24 protein-coding genes are annotated in these 26201 nt (G+C 72.3%); 13 read left to right on the top strand and 11 right to left on the bottom strand.

Annotation, left to right across the window (positions count from 1 at the left end):
• Positions 1 to 30: 30 nt before the first annotated feature.
• The 3 genes from dapB to EDD54_RS09160 all read left to right on the top strand — a co-directional run bounded on the left by dapB (position 31) and on the right by EDD54_RS09160 (position 1941).
• Positions 31 to 834 carry a 4-hydroxy-tetrahydrodipicolinate reductase gene (dapB, locus tag EDD54_RS09170; protein ID WP_126541925.1) on the top strand — a complete coding sequence of 268 codons (804 nt, stop codon included), beginning with the start codon at positions 31 to 33 and terminating at the stop codon, positions 832 to 834.
• A 90-nt stretch (positions 835 to 924) separates the two neighbouring features.
• Entirely contained in the window at positions 925 to 1545 is a 621-nt protein-coding gene (locus EDD54_RS09165) for a 2,3-bisphosphoglycerate-dependent phosphoglycerate mutase (RefSeq protein WP_126540884.1), read from the top strand.
• Positions 1546 to 1689: 144 nt separating this feature from the next.
• Positions 1690 to 1941 carry a hypothetical protein gene (locus tag EDD54_RS09160; RefSeq protein ID WP_126540883.1) on the top strand — a complete coding sequence of 84 codons (252 nt, stop codon included), beginning with the start codon at positions 1690 to 1692 and terminating at the stop codon, positions 1939 to 1941.
• Positions 1942 to 1971: 30 nt separating this feature from the next.
• Here the strand turns inward: EDD54_RS09160 and EDD54_RS09155 are convergent, their stop codons facing one another.
• Positions 1972 to 2853 carry a bifunctional helix-turn-helix domain-containing protein/methylated-DNA--[protein]-cysteine S-methyltransferase gene (locus EDD54_RS09155; protein ID WP_126540882.1) on the bottom strand — a complete coding sequence of 294 codons (882 nt, stop codon included), beginning with the start codon at positions 2851 to 2853 and terminating at the stop codon, positions 1972 to 1974.
• A gap of 148 nt (positions 2854 to 3001) precedes the next feature.
• Positions 3002 to 3538, bottom strand: a complete 537-nt coding sequence (locus EDD54_RS09150) for a DUF2244 domain-containing protein (RefSeq protein WP_126540881.1) — start codon at positions 3536 to 3538, stop codon at positions 3002 to 3004.
• Positions 3539 to 3560: 22 nt separating this feature from the next.
• On the opposite strand from EDD54_RS09150, the gene nth reads away from it, so the two are divergent.
• Positions 3561 to 4343: an endonuclease III gene (gene nth, locus EDD54_RS09145; protein ID WP_126540880.1), complete on the top strand. Its 783-nt coding sequence runs from the start codon at positions 3561 to 3563 to the stop codon at positions 4341 to 4343.
• 15 nt (positions 4344 to 4358) lie between these two features.
• On the opposite strand, the gene EDD54_RS09140 is transcribed toward nth, so the two are convergent.
• The 4 genes from EDD54_RS09140 to hrcA form a co-directional block, all read right to left on the bottom strand.
• A complete protein-coding gene (locus EDD54_RS09140) occupies positions 4359 to 5972 on the bottom strand; it encodes a methyl-accepting chemotaxis protein (RefSeq protein ID WP_126540879.1) in 1614 nt (537 codons plus the stop codon).
• A gap of 96 nt (positions 5973 to 6068) precedes the next feature.
• Positions 6069 to 6719, bottom strand: a complete 651-nt coding sequence (locus EDD54_RS09135; RefSeq protein ID WP_126540878.1) for a trimeric intracellular cation channel family protein — start codon at positions 6717 to 6719, stop codon at positions 6069 to 6071.
• 226 nt (positions 6720 to 6945) lie between these two features.
• The gene (gene grpE / locus EDD54_RS09130; protein ID WP_126540877.1) at positions 6946 to 7539 is read right to left on the bottom strand and encodes a nucleotide exchange factor GrpE; all 594 of its coding nucleotides are present in this window, start codon (positions 7537 to 7539) and stop codon (positions 6946 to 6948) included.
• A 132-nt stretch (positions 7540 to 7671) separates the two neighbouring features.
• Positions 7672 to 8742: a heat-inducible transcriptional repressor HrcA gene (gene hrcA / locus EDD54_RS09125; protein WP_126540876.1), complete on the bottom strand. Its 1071-nt coding sequence runs from the start codon at positions 8740 to 8742 to the stop codon at positions 7672 to 7674.
• Positions 8743 to 8888: 146 nt separating this feature from the next.
• Here hrcA and rph point away from each other — a divergent pair, with 146 nt between their 5' ends.
• From rph to EDD54_RS09105, 4 genes are all read left to right on the top strand, one after another.
• A complete protein-coding gene (gene rph, locus EDD54_RS09120; protein WP_126540875.1) occupies positions 8889 to 9611 on the top strand; it encodes a ribonuclease PH in 723 nt (240 codons plus the stop codon).
• A complete protein-coding gene (locus EDD54_RS09115) occupies positions 9608 to 10270 on the top strand; it encodes a non-canonical purine NTP pyrophosphatase (RefSeq protein ID WP_126540874.1) in 663 nt (220 codons plus the stop codon). The genes rph and EDD54_RS09115 overlap by 4 nt, the downstream gene beginning before the upstream one ends.
• Complete coding sequence (gene hemW / locus EDD54_RS09110) at positions 10267 to 11478, top strand: radical SAM family heme chaperone HemW (RefSeq protein ID WP_208112172.1); 1212 nt, start codon at positions 10267 to 10269, stop codon at positions 11476 to 11478. Before EDD54_RS09115 ends, hemW begins: the two co-directional genes overlap by 4 nt.
• A gap of 106 nt (positions 11479 to 11584) precedes the next feature.
• On the top strand, positions 11585 to 12937 hold the full coding sequence (locus EDD54_RS09105; RefSeq protein ID WP_133673984.1) for a TolB family protein: 1353 nt from the start codon (positions 11585 to 11587) through the stop codon (positions 12935 to 12937).
• A gap of 46 nt (positions 12938 to 12983) precedes the next feature.
• Here EDD54_RS09105 and EDD54_RS09100 read toward each other — a convergent pair whose 3' ends face one another.
• Positions 12984 to 14216 carry a penicillin-binding protein activator gene (locus EDD54_RS09100; RefSeq protein WP_126540872.1) on the bottom strand — a complete coding sequence of 411 codons (1233 nt, stop codon included), beginning with the start codon at positions 14214 to 14216 and terminating at the stop codon, positions 12984 to 12986.
• A 144-nt stretch (positions 14217 to 14360) separates the two neighbouring features.
• Here EDD54_RS09100 and rsmI point away from each other — a divergent pair, with 144 nt between their 5' ends.
• Complete coding sequence (rsmI, locus tag EDD54_RS09095; protein WP_126540871.1) at positions 14361 to 15305, top strand: 16S rRNA (cytidine(1402)-2'-O)-methyltransferase; 945 nt, start codon at positions 14361 to 14363, stop codon at positions 15303 to 15305.
• Positions 15306 to 15318: 13 nt separating this feature from the next.
• Here rsmI and EDD54_RS09090 read toward each other — a convergent pair whose 3' ends face one another.
• On the bottom strand, positions 15319 to 15963 hold the full coding sequence (locus EDD54_RS09090) for a glutathione S-transferase family protein (RefSeq protein ID WP_126540870.1): 645 nt from the start codon (positions 15961 to 15963) through the stop codon (positions 15319 to 15321).
• A 52-nt stretch (positions 15964 to 16015) separates the two neighbouring features.
• Positions 16016 to 16942 carry a LysR family transcriptional regulator gene (locus EDD54_RS09085; protein WP_165644386.1) on the bottom strand — a complete coding sequence of 309 codons (927 nt, stop codon included), beginning with the start codon at positions 16940 to 16942 and terminating at the stop codon, positions 16016 to 16018.
• A gap of 220 nt (positions 16943 to 17162) precedes the next feature.
• Between EDD54_RS09085 and EDD54_RS09080 the strand changes: the two genes are divergently transcribed.
• From EDD54_RS09080 to EDD54_RS23635, 4 genes are all read left to right on the top strand, one after another.
• Positions 17163 to 17621, top strand: coding sequence for a (2Fe-2S)-binding protein (locus EDD54_RS09080; protein WP_126540868.1), 459 nt, complete (start codon positions 17163 to 17165; stop codon positions 17619 to 17621).
• 3 nt (positions 17622 to 17624) lie between these two features.
• Positions 17625 to 19829 carry a xanthine dehydrogenase family protein molybdopterin-binding subunit gene (locus EDD54_RS09075; protein ID WP_126540867.1) on the top strand — a complete coding sequence of 735 codons (2205 nt, stop codon included), beginning with the start codon at positions 17625 to 17627 and terminating at the stop codon, positions 19827 to 19829.
• A 570-nt stretch (positions 19830 to 20399) separates the two neighbouring features.
• Positions 20400 to 21011, top strand: a complete 612-nt coding sequence (locus tag EDD54_RS09070; protein ID WP_321184093.1) for a cold-shock protein — start codon at positions 20400 to 20402, stop codon at positions 21009 to 21011.
• Between the two features lie 323 nt (positions 21012 to 21334).
• Entirely contained in the window at positions 21335 to 23485 is a 2151-nt protein-coding gene (locus EDD54_RS23635) for a methyl-accepting chemotaxis protein (protein WP_126540865.1), read from the top strand.
• 260 nt (positions 23486 to 23745) lie between these two features.
• Here EDD54_RS23635 and ribB read toward each other — a convergent pair whose 3' ends face one another.
• The gene (gene ribB / locus EDD54_RS09060) at positions 23746 to 24864 is read right to left on the bottom strand and encodes a 3,4-dihydroxy-2-butanone-4-phosphate synthase (RefSeq protein ID WP_126540864.1); all 1119 of its coding nucleotides are present in this window, start codon (positions 24862 to 24864) and stop codon (positions 23746 to 23748) included.
• A 703-nt stretch (positions 24865 to 25567) separates the two neighbouring features.
• Entirely contained in the window at positions 25568 to 25930 is a 363-nt protein-coding gene (locus EDD54_RS09055) for a cupin domain-containing protein (protein WP_126540863.1), read from the bottom strand.
• Between the last annotated feature and the right edge of the window lie 271 nt (positions 25931 to 26201).

The following is a 26201-nucleotide window of genomic DNA, read 5'->3' as shown; positions in this document are numbered from 1 at the left end:
ATCGCAGGCCGGGGATCGCCGATGTCGGACATGAAGCTCGTCGTGGTCGGGGCCGCCGGCCGCATGGGTCGGACGCTGGTGCGCGCCATCGCCGCGACGCCGGGCGTGGTGCTGCACGCCGCGATCGAGCGTCAGGGCTCGCCCGCCCTCGGCGAGGACGCCGGCGTGCTCGCCGGCCTGCCCGCGCTCGGTGTGCCGGTCCGCGACGACGCCCTCGCCGCGATCGTCGACGCCGAGGGCATCCTCGATTTCACGACGCCGGCCTCGACGCTCGCCTACGCCGAACTCGCCGCCCAGGCCCGCATCGTCCACGTCATCGGCACCACCGGCTGCTCGGAGACCGACGAGACCGCGATCGACGCCGCCGCCCGCCACGCCGTAGTGGTCAAGTCCGGCAACATGAGCGTCGGCGTCAACCTGCTCGCCGGCCTCGTCCGCCGCGCCGCCCGGGCGCTCGGGCCGGAGTTCGACATCGAAATCCTGGAGATGCACCACCGCGCCAAGGTCGACGCGCCGTCCGGCACCGCGCTGCTCCTCGGCGAGGCCGCCGCCGCAGGCCGGAACGTCGCCCTCGCCGACGCCTCGGTGCGGGTGCGCGACGGCCACACCGGCCCGCGCGTCGAGGGCACGATCGGCTTCGCGACGCTGCGCGGCGGCTCCGTCGTCGGCGACCACGAGGTGATCTTCGCCGGCCCGGCCGAGCGCATCACCCTCGCGCACCACGCCGAGGACCGTTCGCTGTTCGCGGCCGGCGCCGTGCGCGCCGCCCTCTGGGGCCGCGGCCGCGCCGCCGGCCGCTACGACATGGACGACGTGCTCGGCCTCGCGGACTGACCGCTTCCCGCCGCGGCGTGCCCGGGTGGCCGCCGCCCCTCCCCCGCCGGCGATCCCCCGCGCCGGTTCTTCCACCACGGAGCCCGACCCATGGATCGACTGCTCGTGCTGGTCCGTCACGGCCAGAGCGAATGGAACCTTCTCAATCTGTTCACCGGCTGGAAGGACCCCGGCCTGACCGAGCAGGGCGTCGCCGAGGCGACCGCCGCCGGCGAGAAGCTGAAGGCGCTGGGTCTCTCCTTCGACGTCGCCTACACCTCGGCGCTGTCGCGTGCCCAGCGCACCTGCCAGATCATCCTCGACGGCATCGGCCAGAGCGACCTGACCACGATCCGCGACCAGGCCCTCAACGAGCGCGACTACGGCGAGCTCACCGGCCTCAACAAGGACGACGCCCGTGCCCGCTGGGGCGAGGAGCAGGTCCACGTCTGGCGCCGATCGTTCGACGTGCCGCCGCCGGGCGGCGAGAGCCTGAAGAACACCGCCGAGCGCGTGCTGCCCTATTTCAAGGCCGAGATCCTGCCGCGCGTGCTGAAGGGCGAGCGCGTCCTGGTCGCCGCCCACGGCAACTCGCTGCGCGCCCTGATCATGGACCTCGAGGGTCTCTCCGGCGACGAGATCGTCGCCCGCGAGCTGGCGACCGGCGTGCCGATCGTCTACCGCCTCGACGCCGACGGCGGCATCGTCGAGAAGCAGGTGCTGGCGGACTGAGGCTGGTCCCGCGGCACGCGAGATCGCCGGCGCGTCCCTCGGGGCGCGCCGGAATTAAGGTTGAGGAAGGGTTTCGATCGTCGGACGTCCCTGCCGGCGCTAGCATCAACCCGTTTCCGGCACGCGCCGGACGGGAGGACGACGATGGACGAGCGCCGCACCGACACCCGCCGCCGCAGCCTGCTCGGCTCGCGGATCCTGTTCCCCGATCGGCTGCGCAGCCTCGACGTCGTCACCCGCAACCTCGGCCCCGGTGGCGCCGGCATCGAGGTCGACCCGATGAGCGATATCCCCGAACACTTCGCCTTCAAGGCCAAGGTCGACGAGCCGGCACGCACCGCCCGTCTGGTCTGGCGCCGCGGCGGCCGCGCGGGCATCGCCTTCGAGGCGGCCTGAGCGCGGACGCGTCCATTCGCGGTGCCGGTATCAGCCGCCGCCGCCGGACAGCAGGCCGACGAGGCCCGTTTCCCAACCGAGGATCGCCTTCTTGCGGGTGAGACCCCAGTGGTAGCCGCAGAGGTTGCCCTGCCGGCCGAGCACGCGATGGCAGGGCACCACGAAGGAGATCGGGTTTCGCCCGACCGCCGCGCCGACCGCCCGCGCCGCCTTCGGATTGCCGATGTGGCGGGCGATGTCGGTGTAGGTGGTCGCCTTGCCGAGCGGGATGCGGAGCAGCGTCTCCCACACCCGGACCTCGAAGTCCGATCCGATCAGCACCAGCCGGAGCGGCCGGTCCTGCGACCAGTCGCGCGGGTCGAACACCTGGCGCGCGTAGGGCGCGGTGACCGCGGTGTCCTCGACGTAGCTCGCCGCCGGCCAGCGCGCCGACATGTCGGCGAGCGCCTTGGCCTCCTCGCCCGGGTCGGCGAAGGCGAGGCCGGCGAGCCCGCGCTCGGTCGCCATGACGAGCGCCGTGCCGAACGGCGAGGGATGGAAACCGTAGGCGATCGTCACCCCGGCGCCGCGCGCCTTGTAGGCGCCCGGGCTCATCGCCTCGTGAGTGACGAAGAGGTCGTGCAGCCGGCCCGGGCCGGACAGGCCGACCTCGTAGGCGGTGTCGAGGATCGACTGGCTGTCCGAGAGCATCCGCCGCGCCTCGTCGAGCGTCAGCGCCTGGACGAAGGCTTTCGGCGTCAGCCCGGCCCAGCGGGTGAACAGCCGGTGCAGGTGGCCGGAATCGGTGCCGACCGCCGCGGCGATCGTCTCGAGCTCCGGCTGCTCGCGCCAGTTCTCGGAGATGAACTGGATGGTGTCGCGCACCAGCACGTAGTCCTCGGCGGCACGGTCGAGCTTCACCGGTTCCGGCATGCCGATTCCTCCGTGCAGCCAGCTGACGTCGGTGTGCGGGGGGCGTTCAAAGGTCGGAACCGCGTCCATCGGCACTTCTCCTGGATCGTTGTACCCAGGCTAGACGCGGCCGTCACGACGGCGCCACCCGATTTTCGCCGGCTCCGTTTCAGGGCGTCGCCGCGGCCGCCGACGGCCCGCCGCGCCGAGCCGCCGCCAGCGCCGCCGCGAGCGCGTCGGCGAAGCTCTCGCGGTCCGGCGGATTGAGGAAGCCGCCGACGTCGACCGCGCGGCCGTGCGAGACCAGCGCGAGGCCGACGACGCCCTCGCCGCCGATCCGCCGGACGTCGAGCCGCGCCCAGGCCGGGTTGAAGTGGAACTCCTGCACCGCCCCGCGCGGACCGACCCGGCGCAGGTGGACGTCGAGCGCGGAGACGTGGATCTCCTCGTAGGCGCGAGCGCGGTGGTAGTTGAGCCGGAAGGCGACGTAGACGATCAGGACGTCGAGCCCGAAGAACCAGAACACCGGCCACGCCCCGATCGCCAGGAACGCGAGGCCGGAGACGAAGCAGACCGCGCCGGTCGCCCCCATCAGCGCCACGAAGCCGCCGGGGCCGAGCGAGCGGTGCGGCGTCAGCCGCGCCGAGAAGAACGCGCCCTCCCCGGCCGAGGCCGCGCGTGTTTCGGGTGGATTGTCCGACGCCATGGCGGGCGATTATAGAGGGACCATGACCACGGCAAAGCCCCGCCTACGCAAAATCCCGCAAGCCGACGGCGCCGTCGCCCCCGGACCGGCCGCCGCCCCGGCCGCGCCCGCGGCGGCGCCCCGTCCCAGGGCGAAGACGACGGCGAAGGCGGCGACCAAGGCGAAGGCGGTCTATTCGCCGGCCGAGATCGAGGCGATCTTCGCCCGCTTCGAGGCGGCGAACCCCGAGCCGCAGGGCGAGCTCGAGCATACCGACGCCTTCACGCTGCTGGTCGCCGTCGTGCTGTCGGCGCAGGCGACCGATGCGGGCGTCAACAAGGCGACCCGCGTGCTGTTCGCGCTCGCCGACACGCCGTCGAAGATGGTCGCGCTCGGCGAGGACCGCGTCCGCGACGCGATCCGCACCATCGGCCTCTTCCGCAACAAGGCCAAGAACGTGGTGGCGTTGTCGGAGGCGCTGATCCGCGACCACGGCGGCACGGTCCCGGCCGACCGCGAGGCGCTGGAGAAGCTGCCGGGCGTCGGCCGCAAGACCGCCAACGTGGTCCTGAACATCGCCTTCGGCCAACCGACCTTCGCGGTCGACACCCACATCTTCCGCATGGGCAACCGGCTGCTGCTCGCCCAGGGCCGCACCCCGCTCGACGTCGAGCGCGCCTTCGAGCGCGTCGTACCGGCGCGCTACATGCGCCACGCCCACCACTGGCTGATCCTGCACGGCCGCTACGTCTGCAAGGCCCGCAAGCCCGAATGCGAGCGCTGCGCGATCGCCGACCTCTGCAAGAGTCCCGAGAAGCGCGTGTGACCGGCCGTTCGACCCTCAGGCCGCGACGTCCTCGATGAAGCGGCGGATCCGCTCGTCGAGTTCGGTGGCCGCGGTGGCGAGGTCGCGGGCGACCTCGGTGACGGTGCCGGCGACGCGCGAGGATTCGCCCGCCGCGCCGGTGACGTCGCGCACCGAACCGCCGAGCTCGGCCGAGCCGCGGGCGACGTCGTCGGCCCGCCGCGAAATGCCGTCGGTCGCCTCGGCCTGGCGCTCCATGGCGGCGGCGATGTCGGCGCTGGAGCGTTCGATGCCGTCGAGCGTGTCGGTGACCGAGCCGATCTGCGACACCACCTCGGCGGTGGCCTGCTGGATCTCGCCGACATAGGCGGCGATCTCGTCGGTGGCCTTGGCGGTCTGGCCGGCGAGCGCCTTGACCTCGCTGGCGACGACGGCGAAGCCCCTGCCCGCCTCGCCGGCGCGGGCGGCTTCGATGGTGGCGTTGAGCGCGAGCAGGTTGGTCTGGCCGGCGATGGCGCGGATCAGTTCGACGGCATGGCCGATCCGGTCGGCGCTGCCGGCGAGGCGCTCGACCTCGCCGCGGGCGGAACGCCCGAGCGTCGCGCCCTCGGCGGTGACGAGCGAGGCCGCGCGAACGCTCTCGCCGACCTCGCGGACGGTGTCGGCGAGCCGGCGCGCGGCGTCGGCGACGTCGGCCACCGCGGCGGCGTCGCGCGCGGCGGTCTGCTCGGCCGCCTCGGCGGAGGAGCGCGTCACGGTCGAGACCGCGGTGAGGTCGCCGGCGGTTCCGTTCATCGCGTCGGCGCTCGCGCGCACGAAGCCGACGATCTGCCCGGCCTCCTCGCGGAAGGCGTGGACGATCCGCTCCAGCCGCGCCGCGCGGGCCGCGCGGTCGGCGATGCGGGCGTTCTCCTCGGCCTTCATGCGGTCGTTCTCGACCATCGACGTGCGGAACACCTCGACCGCGGTCGCGATCTCGCCGACCTCGTCGTCGCCGCCGACGCCGGAGACCGAGACGGTGGTGTCGCCGGCCGCCAGCCGGCCGACCGCGGTGCTGATGGTCGCGAGATCGCGGCTGATGCCGCGGCCGAGCCGCCACGCCCAGGCGAGGAACACGAGCAGCATCGGGCCCGAGAAGGCGGCGATGACGAGGACGATGCGGACGAGGACAATGTCGGCGCTCCGCGGATCGTAGCTCGCCACCACCACCAGCCGGCCGTCCGCGACCGGCCGGGCGAAGGAGAGCCGCGCGGCGGCGGCACCGTCGACGACGGCGTCGTGGGCGATCGCCTCGGCCCCGACCTTCGCGCCGGCGAGGAGGGCCGTGGACGCGCCGTCCGCGAGGCGTTCCGCCCCGGCCGAAATCACCGCGCCGTCGGCGCCGAGGATCGCGAGCGCCTTGCCGTCGGGCGTCCGGAGGCCGGCGAGCGCCGCGACGATGGCGGCGTCGCCCGCCGCGTCCCCGCCCTTCGCCCGTTCGACCGCGGCGACGGCGTCCTCGGCCACCGCGCGGGTACCCGCCAGCCCCTGGTCGACCAGGGCGGCGCGGAACTGGTAGAGCGCGCCGAGCGTGCCGAGCCCCATCACCGCGACGGCGACGCCGATCACCGCCATGAACCTCAGGCCGAGCGTCAAACGGGGGAACGTCATGGTCTCTCGCAGACGGACATATTCAGGATTACGTCTGCATCCGACACGTGAAAATGACGTTAAGGTCAGGTCGGAAGCCGCTCCTCGACGTCCCGATCAGACCCGGTCGACGTCCCGGCCCGGCCGCGGTCGGTAGACCGGCAGCGACCATCCCCGTGCCAGCGCGCCGGCACGGATGACGAAGGCCACGGTCGCGCCGGGCGCGGCCGCCGCCCAGAACGGCGCGCCGACGCCGATCAGCATCACGTAGACGGCCGCGCCCGCGAAGGCGGCGCTGACGTAGATCTCGCGCCGGAGCAGCACCGACGGCTCGCCGGCGACGACGTCGCGGATGACGCCGCCGAAGGTGGCGGTCATCGCTCCCATCACCATTGCAGGTATCGCCGGCGCGCCGGCGGCGAGCGCCTTGGCGGCGCCCATCACCGCATAGGCGGCCATGCCGACCGCGTCGGCCCAGAGCAGCAGCCGGTAGCGCGACCAGTTCTCGTAGAAGACGTGGGCGGTGAAGAACACCAGCACCGAGGCGGCGACCGCGACCACCACGTAGGCCGGCTGCGCCACCCAGAACACCGGCAGTTCGCCGAGCAGGACGTCGCGCAGCGTGCCGCCGCCGAGCCCGGCGGCGACGCCGAAGAAGCAGAAGGCGACGATGTCGAGTTCCTTGCGCGAGGCCGCAAGCGCGCCCGTGACGGCGAAGACGGCGATCGCGAGATGGTCGAGGAAGGCGAAGAGCGTCGGCGTGTCCATCGGGTCCTCCCGCGCGCGTCCGGACGACGGTGCCCGAACCCGCGCGGCGAGGAAACACCCTTCGCGCCCGCCTTCCGCGGCGGGCGCGGTCGCGGGCGTCGGACCGAGTTCGCAAAGGTCCGACCTCTGGTCGGAGCTTTTCGGGCGAGGAGCGCCCGACCGGGCGCCGGCCGGATGGCCGAAACCTCGCAGATTCTCGACGAGTCGGGAATCGGCGAGGCCGGTATCAGACCGTGCGGTCGACCTTGGCCTCGCCGGCGGGCGCCGGCTTCGGGCCGCCGCGGCCGACGCCGACCATCGCCGGGCGCAGGACGCGCTCGCCGATGACGAAGCCGGACTGCACGACCTGCACCACCGTGCCCGAGGGCACCTCGGTGTTCGGAACCTCGAAGATGGCCTGATGGAAGTTGGGGTCGAAGCGCTCGCCGGTCGGGTCGATCCGGCGCACGCCGTGCTTCTCGAGCGCCTTCAGGAGCTCGCGCTCGGTCATGCCGACGCCGTCGAGCAGCGCCCGGGTCGCCTCGTCGGCACCCTCGCGGGTCTCGTCGGGCACGGCCGTCAGGGCGCGGGCGAGGTTGTCGCTCACGGTCAGCATGTCGCGGGCGAAGCTCGCCACCGCGTAGGAGCGGGTGTCGGCGATCTCGCGCTCGGTACGCCGGCGCAGGTTCTCCATCTCGGCGAGGGTGCGCAGCAGCTGGTCCTTGAGCTGGCCCACCTCCGCCTCGAGCGCGGCCGTGCGGTCGTCGGCCGGCGGCGCCGCGGCCGGGGTTTCGACGGAGGCCCCGTCGGCCGGGGCGGCGGTTTCGGTCTCGTCGGTCATCGATCCTCTCGTGCGCGAAGGGCACCGCGGCCGTCGGGAACGGGCGGCGCCTGAACTGGCCGGACCGGATTTGAGGGTTCGCGCCGGGAAAATCAAGCCGGGGGAAGGCCGTGCTCCGCCGCCGCGGCCGTCTCAGCCGAGCAGGCGGCCGACCATCCGCGCGGTGTAGTCCACCATCGGCACCACCCGGGCATAGTTGAGCCGGGTCGGACCGATCACGCCGACGACGCCGATCACGCGCGCGTCGCCGTCGCGGTAGGGCGACACCACAAGCGACGAGCCGGAGAGGCCGAACAGCTTGTTCTCCGAGCCGATGAAGATGCGCACGCCGTCGCCGGCGTCGGCGAGGCCGAGCAGTTGCACGAGGTCGGCGTTGGTCTCGAGGTCCTCGAACAGCGCGCGGATGCGCTCGAGGTCCTCGGCGGCACGGACGTCGTCGAGCAGGTTGGCGCGCCCGCGCACGATCAGCGTCTGCGGCCGGTCGCCGGCGGCGGACGACCACGACGCCAGCCCCGCCTCGACGAGGCGGGCGGTCAGTCCGTCGAGCTCCTCGCGCTGCTCGGCGGCGCGGCGCTCGATCTCGGCGCGGATCTCCGACAGGGTGCGGCCGCGGATCCGGGCGTTGAGGAAGTTGGCGGCCTCGACCAGCGACGACGGCGGCAGCCCCGGCGGCAGGTCGATCAGGCGGTTCTCGACCGTGCCGTTCTCGCCGACCAGCACGACGAGGCCGCGGGTCGGCTCGATGCGGACGAATTCGATGTGCTTCAGCCGCATGTCGGCCTTGGGCGTCACCACGACGCCGGCCCCGCGCGACAGTCCGGACAGCATCTGGCTCGCCTCGGTCAGCACCGTCTCGACCGAGCGGCCGCCGCCGTCGATGCGGACCTTGGTCTCGATGGTCGAGCGCTCCTCGGAGGTGAGGTCGCCGAACTCCAGCATGGCGTCGACGAAGAAGCGCAGGCCGAGGTCGGTCGGCAGCCGGCCGGCGGAGGTGTGCGGGGCGTAGATCAGGCCCTCGCGCTCGAGGTCGGCCATGACGTTGCGCACCGAGGCCGGCGACAGCGGCGCCGCGAGCAGACGGGAGATGTTCCGGCTGCCGGAGGCCTCGCCGGTCTCGAGATAGGTGTCGACGATGCGGCGGAAGATCTCCCGCGACCGCTCGTCGAGTTCCCTGAGGCTGCCCGTCCTGGTGTCCGCTGCCATGGCGTCCGGTCTGATGCTCCACACCGGAATTTGGCGCGGACGCGCCGGGATCGCAAGCCTCTCCGGCCCGCCGGTCTTGCCCTTTCCGGCGGCGGCGGACTACAAGGGCCTCCCGTCCGAGAAGGTCACCCGGAGACACCGAGCCCATGCGCCCCTCCCGCCGCGCCCCCGACGCCATGCGTCCCGTCTCGCTCGAGCGCGCGGTGACCCGTCACGCCGAGGGCTCCTGCCTCGTCAAGTTCGGCGACACCCACGTGCTGGTGACCGCCTCGCTCGAGGAGAAGGTGCCGGCCTGGATGCGCGGCACCGGCAAGGGCTGGGTCACCGCCGAATACGGCATGCTGCCGCGCGCCACCCACGAGCGCACCCGCCGCGAGGCCGCCGCCGGCAAGCAGTCCGGCCGCACCCTCGAGATCCAGCGCCTGATCGGCCGCTCGCTGCGCGCCGTCGTCGACCCGATCGCCCTCGGCGAGAAGCAGATCGTGATCGACTGCGACGTCCTCCAGGCCGACGGCGGCACCCGCACCGCCTCGATCACGGGCGCCTTCGTCGCGCTCCACGACTGCGTCGAGTGGATGCGCGCCCGCAACATCGTGCCGGCCCAGGCCAAGGTGCTGCGCGACCACGTCGCCGCGGTCTCCTGCGGCCTCTATTCCGGCAAGGCCGTGCTCGACCTCGACTACGCCGAGGATTCCGACGCCGAGGCCGACGCCAACTTCGTGCTGACCGGCCGCGGCGGCATCGTCGAGATCCAGGGCACCGCCGAGGACGAGCCCTTCTCCGAGGCGCAGTTCGCCGAACTGCTGGTCCTCGCCAAGAAGGGCATCGGCGAACTGGTCGAAATCCAGAAGAAGGCGCTCGGGCTGTGAGCACGGACCTCCGCCGCATCGACGGCCGCCGCCTGCTGGTCGCCAGTCACAACAAGGGCAAGATCCGCGAGCTGCACTTCCTGCTCGGCGGCCTCGCGATCGAGCTCGTCACCGCCGGCGAACTCGGTCTGCCCGAGCCGGTCGAGGACGGCACCACCTTCGTCGAGAACGCCCGCATCAAGGCGCTCGCCGCCGCCACCGCGGCCGGCGAGGTCGCGCTCTCCGACGACAGCGGCCTCTGCGTCGACGCCCTCGGGGGCGCACCCGGCGTCCACACCGCCGACTGGTCGGGCCCGAGCCGCGACTGGGACCTCGCCATGGGCCGGGTCGAGGACGAACTGCGCAAGGTCGGCGCCACCGCGCCGGACCAGCGGCGCGCCACCTTCGTCTCGCTGCTCTGCCTCGCCTGGCCCGACGGCCACACCCAGGAATATCTCGGCGAGCGCGCGGGTACCCTGGTCTGGCCGCAGCGCCGCGGCCCGATCGCCTACGGCTACGACCCCGTCTTCGTGCCCGACGGCGAGACCCGCACCTACGGCGAGATGACCGCCGAGGAGAAGCACGGCTCGATCTGGGGCGCGCCCGGCCCGCTGTCGCACCGGGCCCGCTCGGTGCAGAAGCTCGTCGAGGGCGCCTTCCCGCCGGGGATCCGCCCGTGACCGTCGCGAGCGCCGAGGACCTTCTCGCCGGCGTGGCGGCCGATCCCGTCGGCACGCCCGAGGTCGGCTTCGGCGTCTACGTGCACTGGCCCTTCTGCGCGCAGAAGTGCCCCTACTGCGACTTCAACAGCCACGTCCGCCACCGCCCGGTCGACCAGGACCGCTTCGCCGCCGCCCTCGCCCGCGAGATCGCGACGATGGGCGCGCTGACGCCGGGGCGCACCGTCACCAGCGTCTTCCTCGGCGGCGGCACGCCGTCGCTGATGGAACCGGCGACCGTCGGCCGCGTGCTCGACGCCATCGGCGCCACTTGGGGCGTCGCCCCCGATGCCGAGGTGACCCTCGAGGCCAACCCGTCCAGCGTCGAGGCCGGCCGCTTCCGCGGCTACCGCGCCGCCGGCGTCAACCGCGTCTCTCTCGGCGTCCAGGCGCTCGACGACGGCGAGTTGCGCCGGCTCGGCCGGCTGCACGACGTCGCCACGGCGCTCGAGGCGATCGAACTCGCCCGCGCCACCTTCCCGCGGCTCTCCTTCGACCTGATCTACGCCCGCCCCGATCAGACGCCGGCGGCCTGGGCCGACGAACTCCGGCGCGCGATCGGCCTCGCCGCCGACCATCTTTCGCTCTACCAGCTCACCATCGAGCCCGACACGCCCTTCGCCGCGCTCCATGCCGCCGGTAAGCTGAAGGTGCCCGATCCCGACCTCGCCGCCGACCTCTACCAGGTCACCCAGGAGGTCGGCGAAGCCGCGGGCCTGCCGGCCTACGAGATCTCCAACCACGCCGTGCCCGGCGCCGAGAGCCGGCACAATCTCGTCTACTGGCGCTACGGCGAATACGTCGGCATCGGCGCCGGCGCCCACGGCCGCATCGCCCTCGGCGGCGGCCGCCATCGCCTCGCCACCGTCACCGAGCGCGGTCCCGAGGCGTGGCTGGAACGGGTCGAGCGGCTCGGCCACGCCGTCGTCTCGACCGAGGCGATCGTCGGCGAAACCGCCGGCGACGAGATGCTGCTGATGGGACTGCGACTGCGCGAGGGCATCGACCCCGCCCGTTACCACGCGCTGTCCGGCCGCCGCTTCGACGAGCGCCGCATCGCCGACCTCCTCCACCACGGCATGATCGAGACCCTGCCCGACGGCCGCATCCGCGCCTCGCGCGGCGGCTGGTTCGTGCTCGACGCCGTGGTCGCCGACCTCGCGGCCTGACGGGCGGGGGGGTCGTCGGCGAGCCGCCGTTGACGCCGGATCGGGGCACGCCTACCGTCGGACGATAGTTCATTCGTTCTGAAAATCGTTCCCGGGGGAGGCGTCCATGCGCCGGTCCAATGTCGTGAGCGGTGCCCTGGCCGGCGTCGCGCTCCTGATGGCGTGCGCGCCCGCGTCTGCCGCCGATCCCGCGCACACCATCGTCTCCGACTATCGTCTTGTCCGCGGCGACTTCGCCGGCTCGACATTCCCCGATCACCCCGAGGGCCTGCTCGGTTCCGACGACGGCGGCCACGTCACCGCCGACGGCCGCGCGGTGCTGATCGCCACCGAGGCGCCGCTCGCGCCCGCCAACCCGGCCAACGACGGCGAGGACCTCTTCCTCGTGGACGTCGCGACCCACACCGCCAAGCTGGTCTCCGCGAGCGCCGGCGGCGTCGGCGGCGACAAGTTCAGCCTCTGGGGCGCCCTGTCCGCCGACGGCCGCTACGCCGTGTTCGACAGCGCCGCCACCAACCTCGTGCCGCAGGCGACGAAGGCCTTCACCAGCATCTACCGCAAGGACCTCGCCACCGGTTCGATCCTGCGCGTGTCGGTGTCGAACACCGGTGCCGCCGGAAACGCGTCGTCCGGCACGCCGTCGATCTCGCGCGACGGGTCGCGGATCGCCTTCGAGTCCTTCGCCACCAACCTCGTGAAGCCGGCACCCGCCGCCACCCCCCAGATCTACTTGCGCGACGTCACCGCCGGGCGCACCCGACTGGTATCGACCACCGCCGGCGGCATCGCCGGCGACGGCTACAGCGAGCGCCCGCAACTCCGTGCCGATGGCCGCGCGGTCGTTTTCGTCTCGCGAGCGACCAACCTCGTCGCGCCCGACGCCAATGGCGACCATTGGGACATCTTCCACAAGGATCTGGTCACCGGCGCGATCACCCGGGTCTCGCAGGACGCGAAGGGCGTGCAGTTCCCCGGCGACAGCGTGCTGCCGGCCCTGTCGCGCGACGGCCGCAAGGTCGCCTTCACGGTCGGCCGGGACTCGTCCTTCGTCCGGCAGATCCACGTCAAGGATCTCGTCACGGGGGCGCTGACGCTGGTCTCGGCCGACTCCGCCGGCACCGCCGGCTGGGGCGACAGCTATTCGCCGTCGTTCTCGCCGAGCGGGCGTCTGGTGATGTTCATCAGCGACGCGCCCGATCTGGTCGAGGGCTGCGGAGGCTCGCGCAACGTCTTCGTCAAGGATCTCGCCTCCGCCGCGATCTGGTGCCTGACACGGCCGGACGGCACGCCGATGCTCCGGCGATTCGGTGCCGTCTTCGAAGCGGAGTTCACCCCGGGCGGGCGCGGCTTCGCCATCTCGACGACCGCGCAGCTCTCTGGCCGCGACAAGGTCAAGAACGTCGCCGACGTCTACGTCGGCCGCTTCACCGCCGCCTTCGTCGCCGAAGCCAAGCCCTGAGGCCTTCGCCACGGCGCACCCCTTCGGGTGCGCCGTGCGTCCTCGCTCAAGCCCCTGCGAAGGAACGCGGCGCCGGCTGCAGCAGCTTCGGCCCGCCGGCCGTCGCCTCGTAGATCGCGAGGCCGCGGTCGTTGGTGCCGTCGGCGTTGAAGCGGAACAGGCCGTTGACGGCGGAGAGGAAGCCGTCCGGGTTGGTCAGCACGTTGCGCTGGAAGCGCTGGGCGCCGGCCGCCTTGACGAGCCCGGCGGCGAGCACCACGGCGTCGTAAGCGAGGGAGGTCACCTGCTGCGGCTCCCCGCCGAAGCTTGCGCGATAGCGCCCGGCGAAGGACTGGTAGCCGGAGAGGTCCGGCACCGGGAACCAGCCGCCGGCGAGCGACGGGCTCGAATAGACCGCGGGGTCGTTCCACACGCCGGTGCCGAGCAGCTTGACGCGGGAAAGGTCGACGCCGTTGCCCTTCAGCGCGTCGGCCACCGCCGGCGCGAAGCCGGGCCCGTCGGGCACGAACAGCGCGTCGAGCTGCACCGCGTTGGCCGCAACCGCCGCCGCGGCGGCCGCGACGTTGCCGGCGGCGGCGCGCTCGACCTGGATGATGCGCGCACCGGAGCGCGCGGCCGATTCCCTGAGCGCCGCTTCGGCCAGCGTGCCGTAGGCGCCGTCGGAGACGATCGCCGCCAGCGAGCGGCGCCCCTGCGAGGCGGCGTAGGACACCACCTGCCGGACCTGGTCGTCGACCATGAAGCCCATGACGTAGACGCCGGACGACGCCGCCGACGGATCCGACGAGAACGAGATCACCGGCACGTTGGCGCCGAGCGCCACCGGCGCCACCGCCTTGACCTCCGCCGCGAACAGCGGGCCGAGGATGAGCTCCGCGCGCTCGGCCACCGCGGCGGTCGCGGCGCGGGCGGCGCCCTCCGGCGTGCCGCCGGTGTCCTTGACCATCAGCGTGACGTCGTTGCCGACGAAGTCCGACAGCGCCAGTTGGGCGGCGTTTCGCATCGTGGCCGCCACCGCGGCGCCGTTGCCGCCGGCGGACTTCGGCAGCAGCAGCGCGACGCGCACCGAGCCCGACCCGATCACCTCGCCGGTCGGGGCGGTCGGCGTCACGGGTGCGGGCAGCAGCTGACCGCCTCCCACGGACGGTCCGGACGGGCCGGTGGTCGGCGAACAGCCGGCGAGCATCGCCGTGCCGCCGAACAGGGTCAGGACAGAACGTCGGGTCAGCCTACCGGTCGCCGCCGGGCGGGAGCCCGCGGCACGCTCGTACTCGGACATGGAACACCTTCCGTCGCCGTCCGCCGCCGCGGCACATTCAGTAACCCTCATTTCAAAGGAAAACCGGGCCCCTGGCAAGAATATCCTCGACAATGCCGCCGGCTTCGGGCCTTTGGCTCGACGAAAGAACGCACAGTCCCAGGGATGACGGCGATGGCCGACCCCAACGCGCCCTCGGCGGCGACCTTCACCTACGCGATCGACGGCCACGGCTTCCGCGCCCGGCCGATCGAGGCCGGCCTCTATCCGGTGGCGACGCCGATAGGCAATCTCGGCGACGTCTCGCTGCGCGCCCTCGAGGTGCTCGCCGCCGCCGACGTCGTGGTCTGCGAGGACACGAGGGTCAGCCGCACGCTCCTCGACCGCTACGGCATCGCCCGGCCGCTGGCGCCCTACCACGACCACAACGCCGCGCGCGAGCGCCCGCGCCTGCTCGCGATGCTGCGCGGCGGCATGAGCGTGGCGCTGATCTCCGACGCCGGCACGCCCCTCGTCTCCGATCCCGGCTACAAGCTGGTCGAGGAGGCGCTCGCCGAAGGGATCAAGGTGGTGCCGGTGCCGGGTGCGTCGGCGATCCTCGCCGCCCTGGTCGCGGCGGGCCTGCCCACCGACGCCTTCACCTTCCTCGGCTTCCTGCCGCCGAAGACCGCCGGCCGCCGCGCCCGCCTCGCCGCCTTCGCCGACGTGCCGACGACGCTGGTGCTCTACGAGGCGCCGCACCGGGCCGCCGAGGCGCTCGCCGACATGGCCGCCGTGCTGGGCGCCGACCGGCCGGGGGCGCTCGCCCGCGAACTCACCAAGCGATTCGAGGAGGTCCGCCGCGGCACCCTCGGCGACCTCGCCGCCGGCGCGCTCGCCGATCCGCCGCGCGGCGAGATCGTGCTCGTCGCCGGCCCGCCGCCCGAGCGCGTCGCCGCCGTCGACGACGTCGACGCCCTGCTCGCGGCCGCCCTCGCCACGACGGGTCCGGGTCAGGCGGCCGCCGAGGTCGCCAAGGCGACCGGACGGCCGCGCAAGGAGGTCTACGCCCGCGCCCTCGCGCTCCGCCCGCTGCTCGGCGGCGGCGAGGACGACGACGGCGAGGGCTGACGGGGCAGGCGGTTCAGCCCTCGGCGAGGCCGTTTCGCTTCAGCACCGCGCCGAGCTCCGGCTCGGAGGCGACCGCCTCGGCGATCGCCGACAGCCGAGGCGTCTCCCGGCGGAAGGTCGCGCGTCCCGGCCGCCAGAACACCATCGCGGCGAGATAGAGGTCAACCGCGCCGGCCCGCTCGCCGAAGGCGAAGCGCGAGGCGCCGGCGAGGCGCCCGTCGAGTTCGCGGAACACGGCGAGCCGGCGCTCGTCGGTGCGCGCCTTCAATGTCGCCGCCGCTTCGCCCGGGCCGGTCCAGATCTCCGGCCGGTCGCCGTAGGTGAAGGTCGGGTAGATCGCCGCCACGATCCGGATCAGCACGTCGAGGAAGGCGGCCCGCTCGGGCGCGTCCGCCGCCGGCGTCAGGCCCGCGTCCGGCGCGACGTCGGCGACGTGGAGCAGCATGGCCGCGCTCTCGGTCAGCACCCGGCCGTCCGGCAGCACCAGCGTCGGCACCTGCCCGAGCGGATTGAGCGCCAAGAGCCGATCCCGACCGGGGCCGTCGGCGAGATAGGGCAGTTCGGTGACGTCGTGCGGCAGGCCGGCGCGCACCAGCGCCATCTCCACGATCGCCGAGCCGCAGCCCTGCGATCCGATCACTTCGTAGCGTCCGTCCATCGGTTCGTCCTCCCGTTCGTGGCCCACGGGCCGATCCTGGCACGCCCGCGCGTCAATCTCCGTCCGCAAGGGCGGCGGCGACACGGTCGCCGAACCAGGCCAGTGCCGGATCGTCCGCCGCGTCGGCGCGGGTCAGGAGCGCCAGGGTGAAACCCGGCAGCGCCAGCGGCGGTTCGTGGATCTCGAGGTCGAACAGCTTGCCGAGCCGACGGCAGGCCCGCGCCGGCGCCGTGACGATGGCGTCGCTCCGGCTCGCCGCCATCAGGGCGCTGACGAACTGCGGCATCACCACCATCACCCGGCGGCTGCGCCCGATCGCTGCGAGCGCGTCGTCGACGATCCCGCGCGGGTCGCCGCTCGGCGACACCAGCACGTGGCCGAGCGCGCAATAGGTGTCGAGGTCGAGCCGCTCGCCGATCGCCGGATGGCCCGCGCGCGCCGCCACCATGTAGCCCTCCTCGAGCAGCGGCCGCGACACCGTGCCGTCCACCGTCAGGCGGTCGACGCCGACCGCGAGGTCGACCGTGCCGTCGAGCACCGCACGCCGGGTCTCGACCTTGCCGAGGGTGCGGAAGGTCACGGTGCAGCCGGGGGCGTGGGCGGCGAGGTCGGCGATCAGGCGCGGCGCGAGTGCGGCGATGGCGCTGTCGAACGCGGCGACCCGGAACATCCGCGTCGCGCTCATGGGATCGAAGCTGCGTCCGACCCGGAGCGCCCCGCGCACCGCGGCGATCGCCCGCCCGATCGGCTCGGCGAGTTCGACCGCCCGCCGCGTCGGCTCCACGCCGGCGCCGCGGCGCACGAAGAGTTGATCGTCGAAGATCGCCCGAAGGCGCCCCACCGCGTGGCTGACGGCCGACTGCGTCAGGCCGAGCTCGGCGCCCACGGCACCCATTTTTCCCTGACGGATCAAGCCCTCGAACACCAGCAGCAGCGTCATGTCGAGGCGGCGGATATGAGCGTCGTCGATGGTTCTCATGAAAGGATTTCGGTTCGGTTCATGATTGCGGGTTGTTACAGATGGCGTGTCGTCCGGCAAGGGATCGCCCGCGCCGACGACCCGGACGCCGCGGGCGAGATGCGCCCCGCCGGCCGGTGCACGGCGCCGGTCTTCGACCCCGGGGGAGGTCGCGGGCGGGCGCCCTTTCGTTTGCCATCGGGCGATCCGACGGGGATCCCGCCCGATCCGGAGGCGGCACATGCGGACCATCACCATCAACGGAACCCCGCGCGAGGTCGACGTCGACGACGACACCCCGCTCCTGTGGGTGCTGCGCGACGACCTGAAGATGACCGGCACCAAGTTCGGCTGCGGCGCCGGCCTGTGCGGAGCCTGCACCGTCCACGTCGACGGCGTCGCCGTGCGCGGCTGCCAGACCCTGGTCTCGGAGCTCGACGGCAAGGCCGTCACCACCATCGAAGGCATCTCCGGCAAGGCCGCCGACGCCGTGCGCGCCGCCTGGATGGAAATCCAGGTGCCGCAGTGCGGCTACTGCCAGTCCGGCCAGATCATGGCCGCGACCGCGCTCCTGCAGGAGAACCCGAAGCCCACCGAGGAGGACGTCGTCGCCGCCATGGACGGCAACGTCTGTCGCTGCGCCACCTACGTGCGCATCAAGGCCGCCGTTGCGCGCGCCGCCGACATGATGGAGGGCTGAGACATGCTGCACACCATCGGCCATCCCGTCTTCGAACGCGCCACCCGGGCGCTCGCGTCCGCCGCCCCGTCGCGCCGCGGCTTCCTCAAGGCGATCGGCGGCGCCGGCGCCGGCCTCGCGGTCGGCCTCGTGCTGCCCGGCCTGAAGGCCGGTCCGGCCGCCGCGGCCGCAGGCGACGGCGTCTTCAACCCCTTCGTCACCATCGGCACCGACGGCGCCGTGACCGTCGTCGTCAAGCACCTCGACAAGGGTCAGGGCATCGCCACCGGCCTCGCCACGCTGGTCGCCGAGGAGCTCGACGCCGATCCGGCGCAGATCCGCACCACCTTCGCCCCCGCCGACGTCACGCGCTACGCCAACCTCGACTTCGGCATGCAGGGCACCGGCGGCTCGACCTCGATCCACAACTCCTTCGAGCAGTACCGCAAGGCCGGCGCCGCCGCCCGGGCGATGCTGGTCGAGGCCGCCGCCAAGGCCTGGGGCGTCCCGGCCGCCGAGGTGACCGTCGCCGCCGGCCGGATCGGCCACGCCTCCGGCCGCAGCGCCGGGTTCGGCGACTTCGCCGATGCCGCCGCCGCCCTGCCCGCCGCGGCGGAGCCGAAGCTGAAGTCGCCGGAGCAGTGGACGCTGATCGGCAAGAGCTTCCCGCGCGTCGACGTGCCCAACAAGTCGCACGGCGCGCCGGACACCTACGGCATGGACGTCCACATGGACGGCATGCTGGTCGTGACCGTGATCCGCGCGCCGAAGTGGGGCGCGACGGTCAAGTCCTTCGACGCCGCCGCGGCGCTGAAGGTGCGCGGTGTGGTCGACGTCAAGTCCGGCCCGTTCGGCGTCGCCGTCTTCGCCGACAAGACCTTCCCGGCGATCAAGGCGCGCGACCTCGTCACGGTGGAGTGGGACTTCTCCAAGGCCGAGACCCGCGGCACCGACGCCATCCTGGCCGACTATCGCAAGCTGCTCGACCAGCCCGGCGCCGTCGCCCGCACGGGTGACGCCGAGGCCGGGCTGAAGGGCGCCGCGAAGGTGGTCGAGGCCGAGTACGTCTTCCCCTACCTCGCCCACGCCCCGATGGAGCCGCTCGACGTCACGGTGCTGGTCGACAAGGACAAGGCGACCTTCTGGACCGGCTCGCAGATGCCGACGGTTGACCAGGGCACCGCCGCGGCCATCCTCGGGCTGAAGCCCGAGCAGGTCGAGATCGTCACGCTCTGGGCCGGCGGCTCGTTCGGCCGGCGCGCCATCCTCGACGCCCACTACGTCGCCGAAGCCGCCCTGATCGCCAAGGCCTTCGGCGAGCCGCGCCCGATCAAGGTGGTCTGGACCCGCGAGGACGACATCCGCGGCGGCTATTACCGTCCGATGTACGTCCACCGCGTCCGCGCCGGCGTCGACGCCGCGGGCAAGATCGTCGGCTGGCACCACCGCATCGTCGGCCAGTCGATCTTCACCGGCACCATGATGGAACAGTACGTCGTCAAGGACGGCGTCGACGCCACCTCGATCGAGGGCACCGCGGACACCACCTACGCCATCCCGGCGATGCAGGTGGAGTTGCACTCGCCCAAGGTCGGCGTGCCGGTGCTGTGGTGGCGCTCGGTCGGCAACACCCACACGGCCTACGTGATGGAGACCATGGTCGACGCCCTCGCCGCGGCGGCCGGCAAGGACCCCCTGGAGTTCCGCCTCGCGCTGATCCAGGACGATCCGCGCAAGGTCGCCGTGCTGAAGCTCGCCGCCGAGAAGGCCGGTTGGACGACGCCGGCGGCCGAGGGCCGCCACCGCGGCATCGCCGTGCACAAGTCGTTCAACACCTACGTCGCCGAGGTGGCGGAGGTGACCATGGACGGATCCACGGTGAAGGTCGAGAAGGTGGTGTGCGCGGTCGACTGCGGCGTCGCGGTCAACCCGGACAACATCCGCGCCCAGATGGAGGGCGGCATCGGCTTCGGCCTCGGCGCGGTGCTGCGCGACGGCATCACGCTGACCGACGGGACGGTCGACCAGGGCAACTTCGACGGCTACGAGCCGATCCGAATGTCCGACATGCCGGCGATCGAGGTGCACATCGTCGCCTCGGCGGAGGCGCCCACCGGCGTCGGCGAGCCCGGCGTGCCGCCGATCGGCCCGGCGGTCGCCAACGCCGTCTTCAAGGCGACCGGGCGGCATCCGCGCAACCTGCCGTTCTCCAACGCCGACTTCGTCTGAGGTCGCGCCCGCGGCGTTCCGGCCCTCCGGCCGGGGCGCCGCGAGCCGGCCCGCGGGCGCCCTGCGTGGCGGATCCGAACTTCCCGAAGCGCCGGGCGGCCACCGACAGGCGCTTCGGCCGCGCCGATAGGGGCGAAATCGTGGCGACACGCCCGGAGCCCGGGATTCCGGGCGCGGACACCCACAAAAAATCGATTCCAGGGCAGCCCGTGGCAAAATTCGGGCATCCCGATCCGCGAGAGCTGTGATAAGACTCGCGGAGGAGCGGTTCTTGAAATGCGGTCGGGCCCCGGATGTGTCGTCGCGTCGGCAGTCGAGCCGGGCTTTGCACAATACGAAATCGGCGGAAGAAAAGCTCTGGCAAACGAATACCGGGTCGTGTCGCGCTCCGCAGCGCGGTCCGGGAGCTGAAGTCGGCGGAGACGAGAAGACAGAATGGGTAAGGGTAAGGATTTCCGCCCGTCGCGGCGGCGCGGCGGTTTTGATGACGACGTGATGCCGTCGTTCGATACGCGCCCGGAGCGCCCCGCAAGATCCTACGGCGGCCCGTCGCCGTTCGACAGTGCCCCGATGTCCGGCCCCACCGTGGAAGCCACCGTCTCCTGGTTCAACCCGGAGAAGGGCTTCGGCTTCACTTCGCTCTCGGACGGCTCGGGAGACGCCTTCCTCCACATCGGCCAGTTGCAGGCCGTCGGCCGTGACAGCGTGCCGCCGGGCGCCACCCTCAAGGTCCAGGTCGCCCAGGGCGCCAAGGGCAAGCAGGTGGTCAAGGTGCTCGAGGTCGACGAGACCACGGCCCAGCCCCAGCAGGCGCGTCCCCGTCCGGCCGGCCCGCGTCCGGGCGGCTTCGGTGGCGGTTACGGCGGTGGCGGCGGCTACGGCGGTGGTGCCGGCGGCGGCTACGGCGGTGGCGGCGGCGGCTTCGACCGCGGCCCGCGCCCGCCGCGCCGCACGGTCGACCTCTCCAGCGCCACGTCGCTCGACGGCACCGTCAAGTGGTTCAACCCGGACAAGGGCTTCGGCTTCGTCGCGGGCGAGGACGGCGGTAAGGACGTGTTCGTCCACATCTCCGTGCTCCAGGCGGCCGGCATGGGCCCGCTCGCCGACGGCCAGCGCGTGTCGATGAAGATCGTCGAGACGCCGAAGGGCCGCGAGGCGGTGCAGATCAGCGTCCTCGACTGATCGCATTTCCGGGCGGACCCGTAGAATTGCGAAAGGGCTGCGGTTTCGTGCCGCAGCCCTTTTTCGTTTCGAGCGTACGCCGTTCGGCGACTGTGACCGGATCCTAGCGCCTTCGCCGAGATTCCCGCCATCTTTCCGACCGAGCCTCGCGCGAGATCCCTGCGGGACGGGGAATTCGGACGTCGATTCCCGCTGCGGGATCCGCAACGATACCGACTTGCGGGAAGTTTTTCCCGCATTCGGCCGAGGTCGTTAACGGCGCTGTCATTTTCGCGACCGATCCTCTGGGGACCAAGAATTTCCTCACCGATCCGGGATCGAGAATGTTCTCAACTCTCAAGCTGCGCCTTCCAGTCGTGATCGTGGGCCTCGCGTTGGTCAGCGCCGCGGTCGTCGGTGCGATCGGATGGAGCGGGGCGCGGAGCGCGCTGTCCGACGCGGCGGTCGACCGTTTGTCGCTGGCGGCCGACGGCCGCGCCGCGGTGCTCGAAATGACCGCCGCCCGCGTCCGCGCCGACCTCGAGAGCCTCGGCGGTACCGCCCTCGTCGCCAGCAGCCTCGGCGAACTCGACAAGAACCTCTCCTCCAACGAGGCCGAATTCGCCAAGACCAAGGCCTATTTCGCCGCGCCGCCGGCGGGCGAGCGTGCGAAGAAGGACGGCGCCGACGCCAATACCATGTACGGTTTCCGGCACGCCAAGGTGCACGCGCTGATCGCCGAGGCCGCCCGGCGGGGCGGCTATGCCGACGTGCTGATGCTCAACCCGGACGGTCGCGTCGTCTACAGCCTGCAGAAGGGCGACGACTTCACCGCCGCCCAGACCGATCCCGCGGTCGCCGGCTCCGGGCTCGCCGCGCTCTACGGCGCGCTGAAGACCGCCGAGGGCGTCGTCTTCTCCGACTTCGCGCCCTACGCCGCGGGCGGTGCCACCCCCTCGGCCTTCGTCGGCATGCCGATCCTGCGCAAGTCCAACGCGGCGATGAACGCCGCCCAGGAGGTGCTGCGCACCGGTTACGTCGTGCTCCGCCTCGATCCCACGATCTTCGGTGGCGTACTCGCCGACCGTCGCAACCTCGGCGAAACCGGCTTCACCTTCGCCATCGGCGCCGACGGACTGCTGCGCAACGACGTCGCCGACGGCAGCGGCAAGGCCGGCGAGACGATGTCCGTCGTCGGCCTCGACACCCGCCCGGTCGATCCCGAGCAGGGCACGTCGGCCACGACCTACACCCACGACGGCCACGCCTTCATGGCCGTCTCCGCCGACGCCCGGATCTTCGACGCCACCTGGACGCTGGTCGCCACCCAGGCGGTCGACGAGGCCTTCGCCGCCGTCACCGGCATGACCAACCGCATGATGGCGACCGGTATCGCCATCCTGTTCGCCACCATCGTCGTCGGCTTCCTCGCGGCGCGCAGCATCATCAACCCGCTCAACCTGTTGACGCAGACCCTGCGCGCCATGGCGACCGGAAGCCACGTCGACGCCATCGCCGGCCACCGCCGCGCCGACGAGATCGGCGAGATCGCCCGTGCGGTCTCCCAGATCCGCGACAGCGTCGCCGCCGACGCGCTCCGCCATCATGGCGAACAGGAGCGCATGCGCGGGGAGCGCGAGGCCGAGCGCCGCCGCATGACCGAGGATCTCGCCCGCGACTTCGAGTCCCGCGTCGGTTCCGTGGTCGAGAAGGTCGCCGCCGCCGCCGCCACGCTCGAAGGTTCGGCCGACGAGATGGTCCGCCTCGCCCAGGCCGCCAGCGACCGCTCCGACAAGGTCGCCGAGGCCTCCGACGACGCCAGCGCCAACGTGCGCTCGGTCGCCGCCGCCACCGACCAGTTGTTCGCTTCGCTGCGCCACGTCTCGGAACTGATCGCGCGCTCCGGCCGCATCGTCGGCGAGGCCGACGATCACGCCCGCTCCACCAACACCATCGTGGAATCGCTGCTCGAGACCGCCGGGCGGATCGGCTCGGTGATCGACATCATCCAGTCGATCGCCGCCCAGACCAACCTGCTCGCCCTCAACGCCACCATCGAGGCGGCCCGGGCCGGCGAGATGGGCAAGGGCTTCGCCGTCGTCGCGGGCGAGGTCAAGAACCTCGCGGGCCAGACCGCCAAGGCCACCGAGGAGATCGGCGCGCAGATCGCCGCCATGCGCGAGGCGACCCGAACCGCCGTCGACGCGATCTCGCAGATCCGCGAGGTCGTCGGCGAGATCGGCACCGCGGTCGGTTCGGTCGACGAGGCCGTCCGCGAACAGTCGGCCGCCACCAGCGAAATCGCCCGTTCCGCCCAGAGCGCCTCGTCGGGCACCGCCGCGGTGTCGTCCAACATCGGCGACGTCCGCGGCGCGGTCAGCCGTACCGACACGGCCGCGACCGACGTCGCCGCCCAGGCCCGCAGCCTCGGCCACGAGGCCGCGGAGCTGAAGCGCGGCCTCGACCGGTTCGTCGCCCAGATCCTGGCCGCCTGACCGCACGGGCCGTACGGCACGACACGAAGAAGGGCCGGCGGGGCGATCCGCCGGCCCTTCTTCGCTTCCCCAACAGGCGGGCGCGCGGGCATCCGGAGCGCGTCGACGATCTGCGCCCCGCCGCGCGATCGCTCGTACAGGTCTCGCGAATTCCGGACTCGTCGGGAACTTGCGAGGTTTCGTCCATCCGGCCGGCGCCCGGTCGGGCACTCCTCGCCCGCGAGGCTCCGACCAACGGTCGGAGCCTCGCGGGCTCGGTATCAGTCCTCGATCAGGATCGTGCGGGTGATCTCGATGCCGAAACCGGAAAGGCCGACGTAGGAGCGCTCCCGGGTCGCCAACGTCGCGATCGAGCGGATGCCGAGATCGCGCAGGATCTGGGCACCGACGCCGACCTCGCGCCAGCGGCGCATCCGGAGGTGGGCACTGCCGTGCTTCTCGCCATCCTTGCCGTCCTGCTGCGGCTCGTCCATCGCCGCGAGGTCGTCGACCACCGGGTTGCGCAGGAACATCAGGATGCCGCGCCCACCCTGCCCCTTGAACGCCGCCACGGCCGTGTCGACCCAGCTGCGCGTACCGCTGGTGCGGCCGAACAGATCGAGCGCCGGCTGCTCGCGGTGGATGCGCACCGGGACGTCCTCGCCGCCGCGCACGTCGCCGAAGACGGCGACCACGTGCTGCATCGGATCGAACGGCGTCTGGTAGGCCATCACCTGCGCCTTGAGGCCGCCGATCGTCATCTCGCGCTCGACGACACGGGTGACGAAGCGCTCGGTCCTGATGCGATAGGCGATCAGGTCCTCGATCGAGACGATCCTGAGCCCGTGTTCGCGCGCGAAGGGCACCAGCTCCGGCAGGCGCTTCACGGTGCCGTCGTCGTTGACGACCTCGGCGAGGACGCCGAGCGGCTCGAGGCCGGCGAGCCGGGCAAGGTCGACACCGGCCTCGGTGTGGCCGGAGCGGGTCAGTACGCCGCCCGCACGGGCGATCAGCGGGAAGATGTGGCCGGGGCGCAGGAAGTCCGACGCCACCGCGTTGTCGTTGGCGAGCGCGCGGATCGTGTTGGTGCGCTCGTCGGCGGAAATGCCCGTGGTCATGCCGACCCGGTAGTCGACGCTGACGGTGAAGGCCGTGCGCATCGGATCGAGATTGTTGGCGACCATCGGTGGCAGGTTGAGCTGGTCGGCCCGCACAGCCGGCATCGGCACGCAGAGGATGCCGCTGGTGTGCCGGATCATGAAGGCGATCTTGTCGGGCGTCGCCTTCGAGGCCGCCATGATCAGGTCGCCCTCGTTCTCGCGATCGGTGTCGTCGACCACCACGACCAGCTCGCCGGCCGCGATGGCCGCGATGGCGTCTTCCACCTTGTCCAGCTTCATCTCTTCCGTCTCCGTTCGCGTCCCGGCCCTCGCCGCGTCGTTGCGGTCTAGCGCATTCTCCCACCAAGTTGCACGACTCGGTCGGTATGAGAATGCTCCAGCTCATTGAATCTGGAACGATTTCTTATCGACCTGATGATTCCGTCAGGTCGGAAGGCGCTCTAGCGCAATATCGGACCGGCGCGAACCTCCGGGCGATCCCGCACCACCGCCCCGCTGCGCCGATCGTGGCGCGCGGCGTCCTCGCCGGAGCGTCGTCGGAGCGCCGATCGGCCGCCGAGCCGTACGGTCGCGGCCGATCGAATGGCAGGGACACTTCGGAGCCTCCTGTTCGCATCGTCCCCCGATCGGCACCGCAGCCGCTGCGGCTCACGCCCGCCCGGGACATGGCCGAAGCGATCCGGTCCCGGCGCCGAGGCGTCTGCCGGCAGCATGCGCGCAGCGCATGTGGCGCGGCGATGCGCTCGATCTTCGCGCCCCACCCGGGTCCGGACGCGCACCGTCGAGGCGTCGATCGCGCTTCGACGTGTCCGGCAACGGGAACGCCGTCGCACCCGGCGCCGAGTGGCCCCGCCGTCCGTCGCCGCCTGCCGGACACCACGACGGCCACGGCCGTTCCGCGGCGGCCGCTAGGCGCGATCGCCGAGCGCGGATGCCGCGCGGGTGCCGGCCCGGCGACGAGGGATGCGACCTCGGTCCGACCTCACGGCAGCCGGACGACGTAGTTCTTCCTGGTGGTCTCGACCACTTCCCACAGCCCGGTGAACCCCGGCCTGATCACGAAGCTGTCGCCGGCCCGCAGTACGCGCGGTGTCTCGGCGCCGTCCTCGTGCAGGATCGAGATCCCGTCGAGGATCGTGCAGAACTCCCATTCGTCGTAGGCGACGCGCCACGTCCCGGGCGTCGCTTCCCAAACACCTGCGAACAGCTTGCCGTCGTCCGTCTCCTCGACCAACCATACCCTCGTTCGCGGCGCCCCCTTGACCACCCGGTCCTCGGCCGGCGCTCCGTCCTCGGGTTTCACCGCCGTCAGGTCGAAGGGAATGAACCTGCTGTCGTCCGCCATCGCGACCTCCCACGCCTGCGAGCCCTCGACTTCGGCGCCCCGGGAATGCACTCGTCAAGCCCGTAGGGTCACCATACTTTGCATCGCGAAAGTCGGCACCCGGCCGTCGGAGCATCGACTGCCGCGAGTCGTCGGCGGCCGGCTCGACGCGCCGCGGCACCGCCGGCTCGCCGCAGGCGAACGGCAGCGCCCCGCTTCGGCGGCGTGCCGCGATCCGGGTCGCCCATAGGTCGCCCTCCGATCATCGGCGGCCGACGCCGTCCGCGGTCCC

This window comes from Oharaeibacter diazotrophicus (genome assembly GCF_004362745.1).
Taxonomy (GTDB): Bacteria; Pseudomonadota; Alphaproteobacteria; order Rhizobiales; family Pleomorphomonadaceae; genus Oharaeibacter; species Oharaeibacter diazotrophicus.
Note: the sequence above shows the minus strand (reverse complement) of the source record. Positions and strands in the feature narration are given on the sequence as shown.

Bases quoted from the DNA above. Each gene is read 5' to 3' on its own strand.
- grpE (WP_126540877.1), bottom strand. From the start codon at position 7,539: ATGACCGACGAGACCGAAACCGCCGCCCCGGCCGACGGGGCCTCCGTC.
- EDD54_RS09100 (WP_126540872.1), bottom strand. From the start codon at position 14,216: ATGTCCGAGTACGAGCGTGCCGCGGGCTCCCGCCCGGCGGCGACCGGT.
- ribB (WP_126540864.1), bottom strand. From the start codon at position 24,864: ATGAAGCTGGACAAGGTGGAAGACGCCATCGCGGCCATCGCGGCCGGC.
- rph (WP_126540875.1), top strand. From the start codon at position 8,889: ATGCGCCCCTCCCGCCGCGCCCCCGACGCCATGCGTCCCGTCTCGCTC.
- EDD54_RS09080 (WP_126540868.1), top strand. From the start codon at position 17,163: ATGCGGACCATCACCATCAACGGAACCCCGCGCGAGGTCGACGTCGAC.
- EDD54_RS09155 (WP_126540882.1), bottom strand. From the start codon at position 2,853: ATGCCGGAACCGGTGAAGCTCGACCGTGCCGCCGAGGACTACGTGCTG.
- EDD54_RS09150 (WP_126540881.1), bottom strand. From the start codon at position 3,538: ATGGCGTCGGACAATCCACCCGAAACACGCGCGGCCTCGGCCGGGGAG.
- EDD54_RS09055 (WP_126540863.1), bottom strand. From the start codon at position 25,930: ATGGCGGACGACAGCAGGTTCATTCCCTTCGACCTGACGGCGGTGAAA.
- EDD54_RS09075 (WP_126540867.1), top strand. From the start codon at position 17,625: ATGCTGCACACCATCGGCCATCCCGTCTTCGAACGCGCCACCCGGGCG.
- rsmI (WP_126540871.1), top strand. From the start codon at position 14,361: ATGACGGCGATGGCCGACCCCAACGCGCCCTCGGCGGCGACCTTCACC.
- EDD54_RS09090 (WP_126540870.1), bottom strand. From the start codon at position 15,963: ATGGACGGACGCTACGAAGTGATCGGATCGCAGGGCTGCGGCTCGGCG.
- EDD54_RS09105 (WP_133673984.1), top strand. From the start codon at position 11,585: ATGCGCCGGTCCAATGTCGTGAGCGGTGCCCTGGCCGGCGTCGCGCTC.
- EDD54_RS09160 (WP_126540883.1), top strand. From the start codon at position 1,690: ATGGACGAGCGCCGCACCGACACCCGCCGCCGCAGCCTGCTCGGCTCG.
- hrcA (WP_126540876.1), bottom strand. From the start codon at position 8,742: ATGGCAGCGGACACCAGGACGGGCAGCCTCAGGGAACTCGACGAGCGG.
- EDD54_RS09140 (WP_126540879.1), bottom strand. From the start codon at position 5,972: ATGACGTTCCCCCGTTTGACGCTCGGCCTGAGGTTCATGGCGGTGATC.
- nth (WP_126540880.1), top strand. From the start codon at position 3,561: ATGACCACGGCAAAGCCCCGCCTACGCAAAATCCCGCAAGCCGACGGC.
- dapB (WP_126541925.1), top strand. From the start codon at position 31: ATGAAGCTCGTCGTGGTCGGGGCCGCCGGCCGCATGGGTCGGACGCTG.
- EDD54_RS23635 (WP_126540865.1), top strand. From the start codon at position 21,335: ATGTTCTCAACTCTCAAGCTGCGCCTTCCAGTCGTGATCGTGGGCCTC.
- EDD54_RS09070 (WP_321184093.1), top strand. From the start codon at position 20,400: ATGTCCGGCCCCACCGTGGAAGCCACCGTCTCCTGGTTCAACCCGGAG.
- EDD54_RS09135 (WP_126540878.1), bottom strand. From the start codon at position 6,719: ATGGACACGCCGACGCTCTTCGCCTTCCTCGACCATCTCGCGATCGCC.
- EDD54_RS09165 (WP_126540884.1), top strand. From the start codon at position 925: ATGGATCGACTGCTCGTGCTGGTCCGTCACGGCCAGAGCGAATGGAAC.
- EDD54_RS09085 (WP_165644386.1), bottom strand. From the start codon at position 16,942: ATGAGAACCATCGACGACGCTCATATCCGCCGCCTCGACATGACGCTG.